The following is a 13,666-nucleotide window of genomic DNA, read 5'->3' on the forward strand; positions in this document are numbered from 1 at the left end:
TTTATGGGGAAGAAACGCCGCAAGGGCTATTTCGCGCAGCGGCGTCCTAGGACTCTGGATGCAATTTCTGCTCACTAAAGGAAAGATGTGTTATAATGCCCCCTATAAAAGCCTGAATTTGAGATATGGAGCGCATATAATTTTGAACTCTTCTATAATCCAGCTTTTACTGTATTAAGCAAGAAGTTCAAATAGTTTGGTCGCGGTGCAAATAAAGTATGTCAAATAATTATTCATCTGATTCTGAGCACGTATTGCCCGTAAGTGGAGTACAATCTGGCCAATCCGGGGTGCAGAATAATGCGCCAGATAAGGTGCCGCATGGAGATACACCATCATCGGCCAGTGCTTCGGTGCCTGAGACAGAGGGCAAAGTTGTTCCCAGGAGGCTGGCGTCGGGCACGGTACTTTCGGGCAGTCGCTATAAAATTGATAAATTGATCGCATCTGGCGGCATGGGTGCGGTTTATCGTGCTATCGATACGCGCTTTAATCGCCCATGCGCCGTCAAAGAGATGCTCGACGAGTTCAATAATGAAACGGAACGGGCCCAGGCTGTAGAGTGGTTCTCACGTGAAGCAACCTTATTGCTCGATCTGAACCACCCCTGTATCCCACGCGTGCGCGACTTTTTTGCCGAGAATGGCCGTAACTACCTGGTGATGGATTTTATTGATGGACATACACTGGCGGAGATTCTGGATCTGGAGGGAAATGTTATCGGGGTCAATGGAGCGCGTGGTGTCACAGAAGCCCGTGCTCGTAGCTGGATGCGCCAGGTCAGTAGCGTGTTGAGCTACCTTCATTCTCAAAATCCTCCGATTATCTTCCGCGATCTCAAGCCCTCTAATATCATGGTGACCAATCGTGATGAAGTTAAATTGATCGACTTCGGTATTGCGCGCACGTTCCAATCGCAGCGCCAGGCGACGGTGATTATGACGCTGGGTTACGCGCCCCCTGAGCAGTTGCATGGGATGCCCGAGCCACGCAGTGATATCTATGCCCTGGGCGCGACCATACATCGCCTGCTGACACGCCACGACGCCGTCAATAACAAGCCTAATGCATTCGCCTTTCCCGCGGTGCGCCTGTTGCGTCCCGACCTCTCGCCAGCGTTTGAGCAGGTGGTTATGAAGTCGCTGGCGCCGCAGCTAAATTTTCGCTGGTCGAGCGCGGCCGAACTGGAGCGAGCCCTGATCAATCTGCCGCCGATTACGGTGGTTCCTCCTCTGGCTAGCCCAACTTCCGGGCGTGGCAACGAGGTGAACAGCGGCCAGCAGCAGGGAGCTCCGCTTACCCCAGGGATTCATGTTTCTTCCCCGAACCTGACGCCGGTCAGGCCAGTGTCGTCACCGATGGCCGGGCCGGCCGCGCAGCATATTACGACCGCCATGGGGCACCTTTCCGCTTCACGTATCGAAGCCGCCCATGATTCCGTCAAGTGGGCTCACTCATTGGAGCCCCAAAACGCGGTGGTGCATAAAATCTTCGGGCAAGTCTTCGCGCGCCGCACGCCGCCACAACCGGACCTGGCGCTACAGGCATATAATCGTTCGCTGCAGTTGAATCCCAACGACGCGGAAACGCATAAACTGATTGGCGACATCTGGTATTTCCTGCGGCAGAACCCGTTCCAGGCCATTCCCGCCTACACGCAGTCGTTGCGTCTCAACGCGCAAGACTTGGAGGCTCATGATCGACTGGGCCAATGTTTTGAGAAGACCAATCAAGTTGAGCTGGCGATCCGTGAATATCAGGAGGCAGTACGCCTGGCTCCGACGCAGCCCGCGCTTTTGCGCCTGCGGTTATACTTTTCATTGGGCCAGTTAGCTATGCGCGCCAACCAATGGTCCGTGGCGGAGAACGCATTTGTCCAGGTGCTGATCCTGGATGCGGCCGAGCCCCGTGCACGCTTTTTGCTCAGCCAGGTATATGAGCGTGAAGGAAAGCTGGAAGACGCTTTTCGGGAATGCGGTTATGTTATAAATGGGCCATTGGGAAGCACTCCCGCAGTTCAACAGCTCTATTTTAATTTAAAAAATCGTTTAGGACGGTAAGGGGCAATCTTTTATGCACTGTCTATCTGGCATGAAGGGGAAGTGTCAATGAGTACGCATCGTCTCGGCTCTAGGAGATACAAGAGCTTTCGACTGCCTGTTTTTTTTGTACTCGCTTGGCTCATAATCTCCCTCCAGGTGGGAATCTCCTCCACTGCCCTGGCTGCCTCTAATCGGGCTGCGACGTCAAATCCGCCACAAGATGTGACGCGCGCAGGCGTTTCTGTCGTTCGCCTTCTTTTATCGTATACGGGCACAGATAGTAGCGGGCCCGAGGCGGACACCCATATCCTCTGTACCGGGCTGGGTGTGCTGGTGAGAAGCCAGCTGAAAAGCGATAAACCCGATCAGTATGAAAACTGGGTGTTAACTGATGGTACGTTGGTCAATACTGAGGGTAAGGCTACCTGCATGCCATCTACCCCGGCGGCAAAGTTATCTCAGGTCTCCATCTATACCAGCAGTCTTTATAATGCGCAGCAGACTATCAAGTTTGATGTTCAGGCCAGCGATATCACCGTGCATTGTTCGGTCGATGCGACTTCATGCGTTGATGGTCCAACGCTCTTCTCTTTTGCCAGTAGCCGCCAGGAGCCACAGCCATTTCTTGATCTGGCGACAGGCCAGGGAAAAACTGCCGCTGACGGTGGGCAGAATCACGCTCTGATATTGGCCAGAAGTGATGGATCGCTCAATGGTTTGCAGGCCTCAGCCGCCGGTTCTGTTCAACAGGATACGTACATCAATCAACTGGTGCAATACCGTACGCCGACCGCGCGGCCCCAGGATGACAAGAATCTTGAGATAGGTACCCCGTTTGTGAATTCTACGGGAGAAATGGTTGGCCTGCATAGCGCCCACAACGGCGTTCTGGCTGCCGCTACCCTGCAGCCTTTCCTGGACGCAACCTTACCAAAGATCAGTAATCCCTCTGTTGTTAGTCCTGTATATGACAATTGGAAAAAAGGCATGGATGCTTATTATCAACAGACGCTGGATACAGCGCATACAGATTTTAAGAATGCGTTTGAGGCCAATGGCAAGTTTCAGGCTGCACAACAGATGTCACTGGCTGGGACCGGCCCTTCCGTCCAATTGAGTCGGACCGGCGCAACACCAACACCCGCGCCGGCGAATGGCTCCTCTCTCTTTGGGATGAGCTTCCCTTACTGGCTATTTGTGCTTCTCGCCGTTGTGGTGGTCGCGGTGGTCGCGGTGGCCCTGGTTCTTCTCTGGCTCTGGCGCCGGCGTATCCGACAGCGGCGGCGCCTGGATTCGGAGCTGGCTGATGCCGAGCAGCGCGCAACCATCGAGGCCCAGCGTATTCGGCTGGCCGAGATGGAGGCTGCCCAGGGCAAAGGTGACGCCCGCCAGTCTGGCCCTCTCCCGGCGCAACCAGCGGTCCTCAAAACCGGACCACTGGGCTCGCATGCGCTGCACTGCCCTCGCTGTGGTGAGCGCGTTACCGCGGAAGATAACTTCTGTACCCATTGCCAGCAGCCATTGATCGCAACAGATACCGGTTCCATAGCTCGTAGCCAGGTAGCAAGTTCAGCCTCGCCCAATGGCGGTGCGTATGGGGTCGCCGCCCCGGCGTCACCGCCACGATCGACTGGTGAACAGATGACCGTGGTGCCAGCCAGGGCCATCGCCGAGCAACCGACCATCGTACCCGGTCGCTCGATTGCTGAACAGCCAACGGTGGATATGCCCGTAGGCAGTGAGCAGACCACCAAACTGGACCCTGATAAGACGGTGCCATATGCTGTGCGGCAGCTAAGCGGCCGGCGGCTTGGTATCGTGGCGAGTGCCCTCTCCAATCCGGGCATCAAGCGTAAATATAAGCCCAATGAGGATAGTCTGTTCGCCATGCAGGGCTTGATCAGTGGTTCTCAAAAGCCACCCATGTTCGGCCTGTTCGTGGTCGCCGATGGTATGGGTGGACATGCCAATGGTGAGGATGCCAGCCGGACCGCTATTCAGGCTGTTGTGAACTATATGCTGCCGAAGCTTGTGGGGCAGGGATTGCGCCAGGATGAGAGCTATGCACGCCTGATGGCGGAAGGCGCGCAGGAAGCCAATGTGGCCGTGCATCAGCAGAATATGCAGCAGAATGGCGATATGGGCACTACGATTACGGCCGCTCTGGTTGTAGATAGTACGGTCTATGTTGTCAATGTTGGTGATAGCCGTACCTATCTGTATCGTCCCGCGAGCGGACTACGCAAAATCACCACCGATCACTCGGTCGTGGCCAGCCTGGTGGATGCCGGTATTATTAAGCCAGATGATATCTACACCCATCCCAAACGCAATCAAATCTACCGCAGCCTGGGCGAAAAGCCGGTGATCGAGATCGATTCGTTTAAAGAGGTTTTGCAGCCGGGTGATAAATTATTGCTTTGCTCAGATGGCTTATGGGATATGGTACGCGACCCCAAGATTGAAGCGGTGGTGCGTAATCCTGATCCTGATCCAGCCATAGTGAGCGATGGTTTGATCAAAGCTGCTCTTGAAGGTGGCGGAGAAGATAACGTCAGTGTGATTGTCGTGCATATCACTGAGCCAGTTGAAACAGCTGGAATGCCTCGTACCCAATTAATCGCGAAGCCAGACTCAGTACAGATGCCCCATTTGCAGTAAAATTGTCGCTCTTTCCTCCCTGTGCTATAATCAAGACAGCATTTTCTTGACCTCCGCTTCTCATCGGCGGAGGTATTTGTTGGGAGGAAAAGCTCGTGTCAACACTAGCTAGTACTGGATATTTATATGCAGGTATCTTGCTGGCAGCAGGATTTGTGTTTGTGCTTGTGGCGACCACTGTCGCAAACCTGCTTGCTCCACATAAAGCAACTAAAGAAAAACTGCAAACCTATGAGTCTGGCGAAACTCCTATCGGCTCCGCATGGGTTCAATATCCACTAGGTTTTTACATTTTTGCCTTATTGTTTGTGGCCTTTGACGTAGATATTGTTTTTATCATTTCCTGGGCTATCATTTTTAAACAGTTAAGCATTTTTGGTTTCTGTGAAATAGTATTCTTTATTGTTGTTCTTGCTCTTGGATTAGTATATGCCTGGCGTAAGGGAGTAACTCGATGGATTTAGTACCACGTTCGAACAATATTCCCAGTGCCACGACCGGATATCGTGATCAAAACGCTGCTCTGGCCCGCGACCTGGCACCAATCGCTCAGATTACCGGCAAACCTGTGCAGCCGCAACTGCACAAGGGCGATTACCTGAATCTGCAGATTGAGCGTGAAAACCTGGTGGCGGTCTGCCGCTTTTTGCGCGATCAGCTTGGCTTTGACCTGCTTAGCTGTATCTCGGGCGTCGATATGCTGGATCATCTGGAGACGATCTACCATGTGCGCTCGACAGGTCGTGCCCAGCTGCTACAGTTGAAGGTACGCCTTGACTCTGAGTCTCCTGAAGTTGATAGCGTGGTGTCGGTCTGGGCAACGGCAAACTGGCTGGAGCGCGAGACCTATGATATGTATGGCATCCGTTTCGCCGGCCATCCTGACCTGCGCCGTATGCTGCTTGACGATGACTTTGAGGGATATCCTCTTCTGAAGAGCTTCCACCAGGTTCCTCGAACGGTGAAGCCGCGCGCCACCACCCAGGTTGACCCGAATATGGCTGTTTCTGGCCAGTATCAGCAGCAGAACCTTGAGCGTGTCGTGCAGAAGAAACTGGGACAGGGTTTGGAGGAGCGTCTGCATCCAGGTACCCCTACCTTTGGCCATACCAATGAAGCCTTGCAGACGGAAGCGAATACGCATACATCAAAACCATCTGGCCAGTCGGCGGGCAAAGCCGATCAGACACCTGATAAAAACGAGTAGTGAAGTTGCGACCAGGACGTGTGAGTACATATCATGCCAGAGTCGAAGAAATCGCGAAGGATCTCTACAGGTGCCCGTAAGCGCGGACCCGCGCCAGCTCAGTCTGGTGCCGTTTCCGCCGGGAGGGTTGTGCCGCAGCAGAATGATGGAGCGATAAGATTAGCTATGGGGGCGGTGGTGGCGGCTGGATGCTGGTTTATGGCCTATACCTTTACGCTGCTGGAGAGTCCCAATCGCTATCTTTTTGCGGGCATGATGGCGCTGATAGCGTTGATGTGGTCGATTAGCTTCTGCGTTCGTTTGCGGAAGTGGCAACGAAGAAGATAAACAAACTAGAGGAAGCTTATGGCTACGAATCAAGATATTGACCTTCAAGACCTGTCCGGCACTTCGGCCGAGGGTACGAAGACACAGGAAATGTTGTTGAACCTGGGTCCGCAGCACCCCAGTACCCACGGCGTGTTGCGTCTGATTATGACCCTGGAAGGTGAAACAATCACAAGTTGCACCCCTGTCATCGGCTACTTGCACCGTGGGATAGAAAAGATCCTGGAGAACCGCACCATTATGGCGGGTATCCGTTATATGGATAACTCGGACTACCTGTCCCCTATGTTGAATGAGACGGCCTATGTTGGGGCGGTTGAGCAGTTGATGGGTATCGAGCCCCCCCGGCGTGCGCAGTATATTCGCCTGCTCACCAATGAGATGCAGCGTATCGCGAGCCACCTGGTTGCTATCGGTACCTACGGTATGGACCTGGGTGCGTCAACCCCTATTCTGTGGGGCTTCCGCGATCGCGAAGGCATCATGACCCTGTTTGAGGCCCTGGCGGGCAGCCGCTTTAATGTGAACTATATGCGCGTCGGCGGCGTGCTGCATGATTTCCCCAAGGGCTGGCTGGATGAGTGTTCCGCCTTCCTCGATCGGCTGGAAGAGAACATGAAGGAGATGAATGCCCTGCTCACCGGCAACGAGATCTTTATGTCTCGCACACAGGGCGTCGGATATATCGATCCTCAGCAGGCCCTGGCCTATGGTTTGACCGGGCCGATGCTGCGCGCCAGTGGCATAAACTGGGACTTGCGCGTGAACCGTCCCTATATGGCTTATCGCGAAGTTCCTGTCAATACTGTTGTACGCCAGGAAGGTGACTGTTTCGCGCGCTACTATGTGCGCCTGCAGGAAATCACTGAGAGCATTCGCCTCTGCCGGGTGGCGATCGATAAAATGCCCGGTGGGGCCATCAGTACGCGTACACCGATCGCGTTCCGTCCTCCTCGCGGCGAGACCTACTTCGCGCTTGAGAGCAGTAAAGGTGAACTGGGCGTCTACATGATCAGTGATGGCAGCGAGTATCCATGGCGCGCCAAACTGCGTGGACCCTCCTTCGTTAATCTGCAGATTGTGCCCGAGCTGATGCGTGGTCACAAGATGAGTGACGCGATCGCTATTCTGGGTAGTACCGATATTGTACTCGGCGAGGTTGACCGGTAAAAGTTGTTTGTGAAGGGGGCGCGGGATTGAGTTCTATTTTCTTCCGCGCGCCACTTTACCTCTGGAGTTATTCATATGTTTGCAATGATTGTCGCCGATAGCAATCCATGGTGGCTGTTTTTATCACAGCTGTGGAGCGGGATCATTTCCTGGAGCTTCCTGCAGTTTGTGGTCGCCTTCCTGACTGTTTTCGGCTTTGTGTTGACCAGCGCCACGATCCTGGTTCTCGCCGAGCGTAAAATATTGGCCTGGATGCAGGACCGTGAAGGACCCCTCCACACTGGTCCCTGGGGTCTGTTGCAGTCGGTGGCGGACGTCGGTAAGCTGTTGTTGAAAGAGGACATCCACGTCTCTGGCTCCGACAAGATGATGTTCTTGCTGTCACCTTCTGTCTTTATGGCACCTGTGATCGCGTCGTTCGCGGTGCTGCCATTTTCTCCCTACCTGCAGTTACCAGGTGGCGCCTTGACGACCGGTCTGGTCTTCCTGGTGGCGATGAGCTCGATCGACGTTATCGGCGTGATTATGGCCGGTTGGGGCTCAAACAATAAATATTCGTTGATCGGTGGCCTGCGTTCGGCCGCCCAGATGATCTCTTATGAGCTGCCCCTGGTGCTGGCCTTCGTCGGCGTGATTATGCTGACCAGCGTCCTGTCGGGCCAGCCTGGCTACCCAACTACTGGTACGATCACCCCTTACGAGATCATGCAATTCCAGAACCTGGCCTGGCATAATACTGGTATCCCGGTCCTGGATTTCCTCTTCCAGGGCTTTACCCCCTGGTCCTGGTTCTTCCTCTTCCAGCCATTGATGTTGATCATCTACTACACCTGTGGCCTGGCCGAGACGAACCGCGCCCCCTTCGACCTGCCCGAGGCTGAGTCCGAGCTGGTCGCCGGTTATATGACCGAGTATAGCGGCATGCGCTGGGCGATGTTCTTCCTGGGTGAGTATGGTAACATGACCATCGCTTCGGCCGTGGCCTCCTATCTCTTCCTGGGCGGATTTTCCGGTCCTGGCGTGGGCTTCTTGACGGCGCAGGGTTCACTGCTGTGGGGCTTCGTTGGCAATATCCTGGCTCTGGGATACTTTGTCCTCAAGATTTATGCCCTGTGCGGTGTCTTCATCTGGATCCGTGCTACGCTGCCACGTCTGCGTGCCGACCAGTTGATGCAGTTCGCCTGGCTGATCCTGATGCCGGTGACACTGGCCAACATTCTGGTTACTGGTCTGCTCTACTTTGTCACTGTCGGTGTCGGCCTGCCAACCTGGGTCTACCTGACCGTGCTGGCGGCTGTGGGCTGGGCGAGCGTCTTCGGCTTCATCTGGCTGGTTGGTCGCGTCACTACGGCGACGACCCGTCGTGCTCAGGCTCCGGCTATTCGCGCTCAGCTGCGCGCCCGCACCGCGACGACGCCTACCCCGGCGTTGCGCGATGGCGTGCCGGCCCGCGTCGCCCTGCCTGCTGGCAGTCGCGATTCTTAGTGCGGTAATGGTCCGCGCTCGATAGCATACTAACGGGGGCAGGTGGTCCAGTCATGACTGGCTCACCTGCCCCCGCTGTTTTATGAACAGAGGAGAATGGAGATCGTGAGGACTCTGGCGCTGGTGGTCTGCGCGGCCCTATCGGCCGGGCAGGTACAGGATCTTGTTGGGCTGGCACAGGAGGATGGGTGGGATGTGTGGGTGATTGCAACTCCCAATGCCTGCTCTTTTATCGATCAGCCGCTTCTGACAGCCCTCACAGGGCATCCGGTTGTCGTTTCCGCTACCGAGATATCCCTTCCCCATTTCACCGCCGCTGTGGTGGTTCCTGCCACGTTTAATACCCTGCGCAAATGGTCTCAAGGCGTGGCCGATACGTACGCGCTCACTTTGTTGCTGGATTGGACACGGCGGGGCGCGCCTCCCATCCTGGCCTTTCCACGGGCCAGCGCTGAACTGGCGCAGGACTCCGAGTTCGCCCCCAGTCTGGATCGCCTGCGCTGGCAGGGCGTGACCGTATATTATCGCCCCGACCTCTATCCCCCCAACAACAATCTTCCCTGGTCGCGCATTTTAGAGATACTCCAGGCGCTGCCGAACGCCAATAATGGGCAACCTTCTTGATTTGCTGAGAATACCTCCCGCTTTTCCCAAAGGGTACCCGTCATGTTTTTGCCAATGTGTTTGCGAAGAGAACGGCACCGAAAACACGGAAAGCCATCGTAGGTGCTGGGCTTGCCCCAGCTTGGGAGCCCTCCGAAGGAGCGGCGACCCCGTACCCGCACGAAAGGGGTTCCCCAACGAGGACGTGTTGGGGAAGGTGAGCGCCCGGGCACGGGCCGCTGCGTGGCAAGCTGGGGCAAGCCCAGCACCTACGATGGCTTTCCGTGTTTCTTTTCGCCGCCTCTCTTGCAAAAAAAGACGGGCACCCTTTCTCCCACTAAAACCTTTACAAATGCATAGATGATCGTGTAATCTTGGATTGACGGTATTGATATTAGAAAGGTTCGATTGATGGCCTTGCCTCGTTGTTAGTCGCACGTCTGTTTTTTATCCTCTAACCGACCATTAACCACTGACTGCCAATCTTCGATTGACAGCGCTTGCTGTCGTGTATGACCGCGTGCCACATTCCTGAATTGCTAGCTAGCAAAGCGTAACGACTACTGCTGTGTGTGAGCCACACATAGAATGGGATACTTCTATGCCTGTTTCTCTGGATACCTATCGGCATTTATTGTTGACCTATCTGAAACCACAATGGCCCCGTGTTCTGCTGCTGATCCTGCTGCTGGCGGGCACCATCGGCATCTCTTTAATCAATCCGCTGATCTTACGGTCCTTTGTTGATGGAGCCAGTTCACAGCGCGCGCTTGCGGATTTGATAATGATCGCTGTCTTTTTTCTTGTCCTGTCCATCCTGCGCCAGTTCATCGCCATTGCTGAGGCATATGTGGCGACTGACGTCGCCTTGCTGGCTACCAATGCGCTGCGGGCGGACTTGATGTTGCATTGCTTACAGTTGGACTCTACCTTTCATACTATTCACGCGCCCGGCGAATTGATCGAACGCATTGATGGGGATGTGACCTCCCTGAGCAATTTCTTCTCGCGTATGGTGATCGCGCTCTTCGGCAATCTTGTCCTCCTGGTGGGCGTGCTCGTTCTTTTATTCCTGGTGGATTGGCGGGTGGGTCTGACCCTGACCATCTTCGCGCTGGCAGCTCTTTTGGTCATCAATCGTTTGCGCGGTCTGGCGACGCCCTATTGGGAGGCGGAGCGACAGGCCAGTGCCGAGCTGTTTGGCTTTCTGGAGGAGCGTCTGAACGGTACTGAAGATGTGCGTTCCAGCGGAGCGACACAGTATATGTTGCAGGGCTTATCGCGCTATGCGCGCCAGCATCTGCGTAAGTTGCGCATGGCGATCATGATCAACTTTCCAACCTGGGGGACAGTTACATTTGTGAATGCGCTGGGACGAGTGCTTGCTCTGTTGCTGGGAGCCTATCTATACTGGTACGAGGGCATGAGTGCTGGCACTGTTTTGTTGATCTTCATTTATGCCAATACGATGACCACGCCGATTGAGCAGATCGTCGACCAGTTGCGCGAACTGCAGCAATCGGCGGGCAGCATTCAGCGCGTCGCCACGCTGCTTGAGGAGCCACGAACGATTGTGGATGGCTCACGGACCGACCTGCCCATCTCTGCACTGGCTGTGGCCTTTGAGGATGTCTCATTTAGCTATACAGAAGGTGTGCCAGTTCTGCGGCACATCCAGTTGCAATTGGAGCCTGGGAGCGTGCTGGGGCTGCTGGGACGCACCGGCAGCGGCAAGAGTACGCTGACCAAGCTGCTGGCGCGCCTGTATAATCCGGTTGAAGGTGCGATCTGCCTGAATGGCATCGACATTCGTAGCTTGAGTCTGGATACGCTGCATGAGCGCGTCGGGATCGTGACCCAGGAGGTCCATATCCTGCATGCCAGCGTGCGCGATAACCTGACCCTGTTTGATAGTACCATCAAGGATACCCAGGTATTGGCCGCGCTGCAGACGCTGGGCTTGCAGCACTGGTATCAATCTCTGGAGAATGGACTGGATACGGTGCTGGCCCCAGGCGGTAGTGGTCTCTCGGCGGGAGAGGCGCAGTTGCTAGCCTTCGCACGCGTCTTCTTGCGCGATCCAGGATTGGTGATCCTCGATGAGGCGTCTTCGCGCCTGGACCCGGCCACCGAACGCCTGTTGGAGCAGGCTATCGATACGCTGCTGAAGGGGCGCACCGGCATCATCATCGCGCATCGGTTATCAACGGTGCAGCGAGCCGATCATATCATGATTCTGGAGCAGGGTGAGTGCCGCGAGTATGGCGTGCGGCAGGACCTGGCCCGCGATCCCACGTCTCACTTCGCACAGCTCTTGCGCATTGGTCTGGAGGAGGCGTTAGCATGAAGCGTAAATCCTGGTATATCTGGCGCATGGCTAACTATCGGCCATGGCTCTACCTGTTTAGTGGTATCTTCAATGGTGTCCTGTTCTACCTCTTTCCCTTGATCCCTGGTCTGATCGCGCAATACATTCTGGATGGACTGTCACGCCATTCCCTCACGCCGTCTCTTCTCTGGTGGATGGTGGCACTAATGGTTGGAGTTGCGCTTGGACGCTTGAGCTGTACCTTTGTGGCCGTCATCGCTGAAACCACGATGGGCGAGATACTGCAATCCCTACTCAGGCATAATCTTTTTACCAGTATCTTGCAGCGCCCAGGCGCGCGTGCGCTACCATCCTCAACCGGTGAGGCGATTAGCCGCCTGCGCAACGACACCATGGAGGTGGGGGCCTTTGTATGCTGGCTCTTTGATCCCCTGGGTCAGGTCATCGTAATGGTGATCGCGCTGGTCATTCTCTTGCGTGTCTCGGTACTGGTGACGCTGGCGGTCTTTGTGCCCCTGGTGGCCGTGCTGCTAATCGTCAATAGCTTCCGCCGCCATATTCAGCGCTACCGCAAGGCCACCCAGGAATCGATCGGCGATGTAACCGGTTTGCTGGGAGACGTCTTTGGAGCGGTCCAGATGCTCAAGGTGCTGGGGAGGGAGAAGCAGGTAGTGGCCCACTTCCGTCAGCTGGGAGAGCAACGTCGCCGCGCCACCCTGAAGGATACGTTGCTCAGCCAGTTGATCGATGCACTATCGAGCAACGCCGCTGATATCGGTACCGGCCTGATCCTGCTGGTCGCGGCCCAGGCCCTGCGCAGCAATACCCTGACCACCGGTGACCTGGCCCTGTTTATCTCCTACCTGAGCTGGCTAACCCAGGTTATCCGCATGTCGGGCAACTTTATCACCCGCTATAGCCAGGCTGGAGTATCGTTGGACCGGCTGCTGCCATTATTGCAGGGAGATCCCGGGGAGAAACTGGTGGAGCATCAACAGCTCTACCTGTCGCATGAGCCACCAGCCCTCCCATATACTCCGAAAGGCTTCCAGCACCGCTTTGAGGAGCTGGAAGTCCAGGGGCTGACCTATACCTATCCCGGTAGCGATCGAGGCATAAAAGATATTCATATGCGTCTGAAGAGAGGATCGTTTACCGTCATCACGGGGCGCATCGGCGCGGGCAAGACCACGCTCCTGCGCACCCTGCTGGGCCTGTTGCCGCTTGAGCATGGAGAGTTGTTCTGGAATGGTCAGCCGGTCACAGATCCCGGAGCGTTCTTTGTGCCGCCGCGTTGTGGCTACACGCCCCAGGTGCCGCGCCTGTTCAGCCAGTCTCTCAAGGAGAATATCCTGCTCGGCCTGCCTGAGGAGGCCGTCGATGTGCCAACGGCCCTGCGCTCCGCCGTGCTCGACGGCGACATCGCTAGCCTGGAACAGCAACTGGATACCCTGGTGGGTCCGCGCGGAGTCAAGCTTTCTGGAGGACAGGTGCAGCGCGTGGCGGCCGCACGCATGTTCGTGCGCGGCGCCGACTTCCTGGTTGTCGACGACCTCTCCAGCGCCCTGGACGTCGAGACCGAGCAGCTCCTCTGGTCACGTTTCCAGCCGCACCTGACGCGTCTGGCCGTATCGCACCGCCACGCCACCCTGCGCGAGGCCGACCACATCATCGTCCTCAAGGATGGCCGCATCGAAGCCGAAGGCACCCTGGATGAACTGCTATCCAGCAGCGAAGAGATGCGCCGCCTCTGGCACGGCGACCCCGCCCTCGTCGGCGCCAAAGAGGGAAGCGAAACTGACTGATCCTTTTTCCAAAGATCAGGCCGGTTTTAGAAAGATG

10 protein-coding genes are annotated in these 13,666 nt (G+C 55.8%); all 10 read left to right on the forward strand.

Features of this window, described 5'->3' with window-relative positions; all coding sequences use genetic code 11:
- Positions 1-218: 218 nt before the first annotated feature.
- The 10 genes from AABA21_RS27030 (at position 219) to AABA21_RS27075 (ending at position 13,629) form a co-directional block, all read left to right on the forward strand.
- Positions 219-2,060, forward strand: a complete 1,842-nt coding sequence (locus AABA21_RS27030; RefSeq protein WP_338255000.1) for a protein kinase domain-containing protein — start codon at positions 219-221, stop codon at positions 2,058-2,060.
- Between the two features lie 48 nt (positions 2,061-2,108).
- Positions 2,109-4,703, forward strand: a complete 2,595-nt coding sequence (locus tag AABA21_RS27035) for a PP2C family protein-serine/threonine phosphatase (protein ID WP_338255001.1) — start codon at positions 2,109-2,111, stop codon at positions 4,701-4,703.
- Positions 4,704-4,798: 95 nt separating this feature from the next.
- Positions 4,799-5,167 carry an NADH-quinone oxidoreductase subunit A gene (locus AABA21_RS27040; protein ID WP_338255002.1) on the forward strand — a complete coding sequence of 123 codons (369 nt, stop codon included), beginning with the start codon at positions 4,799-4,801 and terminating at the stop codon, positions 5,165-5,167.
- Positions 5,158-5,910 carry an NADH-quinone oxidoreductase subunit C gene (locus AABA21_RS27045; RefSeq protein WP_338255004.1) on the forward strand — a complete coding sequence of 251 codons (753 nt, stop codon included), beginning with the start codon at positions 5,158-5,160 and terminating at the stop codon, positions 5,908-5,910. The genes AABA21_RS27040 and AABA21_RS27045 overlap by 10 nt, the downstream gene beginning before the upstream one ends.
- A gap of 33 nt (positions 5,911-5,943) precedes the next feature.
- On the forward strand, positions 5,944-6,237 hold the full coding sequence (locus AABA21_RS27050; RefSeq protein ID WP_338255006.1) for a hypothetical protein: 294 nt from the start codon (positions 5,944-5,946) through the stop codon (positions 6,235-6,237).
- 18 nt (positions 6,238-6,255) lie between these two features.
- Positions 6,256-7,407, forward strand: coding sequence for an NADH-quinone oxidoreductase subunit D (locus AABA21_RS27055; RefSeq protein ID WP_338255007.1), 1,152 nt, complete (start codon positions 6,256-6,258; stop codon positions 7,405-7,407).
- 75 nt (positions 7,408-7,482) lie between these two features.
- The gene (locus AABA21_RS27060; protein ID WP_338255010.1) at positions 7,483-8,892 is read left to right on the forward strand and encodes a complex I subunit 1/NuoH family protein; all 1,410 of its coding nucleotides are present in this window, start codon (positions 7,483-7,485) and stop codon (positions 8,890-8,892) included.
- Positions 8,893-8,997: 105 nt separating this feature from the next.
- Positions 8,998-9,516 carry a flavoprotein gene (locus tag AABA21_RS27065; protein WP_338255013.1) on the forward strand — a complete coding sequence of 173 codons (519 nt, stop codon included), beginning with the start codon at positions 8,998-9,000 and terminating at the stop codon, positions 9,514-9,516.
- A 580-nt stretch (positions 9,517-10,096) separates the two neighbouring features.
- The gene (locus AABA21_RS27070; protein ID WP_338255015.1) at positions 10,097-11,842 is read left to right on the forward strand and encodes an ABC transporter ATP-binding protein; all 1,746 of its coding nucleotides are present in this window, start codon (positions 10,097-10,099) and stop codon (positions 11,840-11,842) included.
- On the forward strand, positions 11,839-13,629 hold the full coding sequence (locus tag AABA21_RS27075; protein ID WP_338255017.1) for an ABC transporter ATP-binding protein: 1,791 nt from the start codon (positions 11,839-11,841) through the stop codon (positions 13,627-13,629). The genes AABA21_RS27070 and AABA21_RS27075 overlap by 4 nt, the downstream gene beginning before the upstream one ends.
- Positions 13,630-13,666: the final 37 nt, after the last annotated feature.

Source organism: Dictyobacter halimunensis (assembly GCF_036245075.1).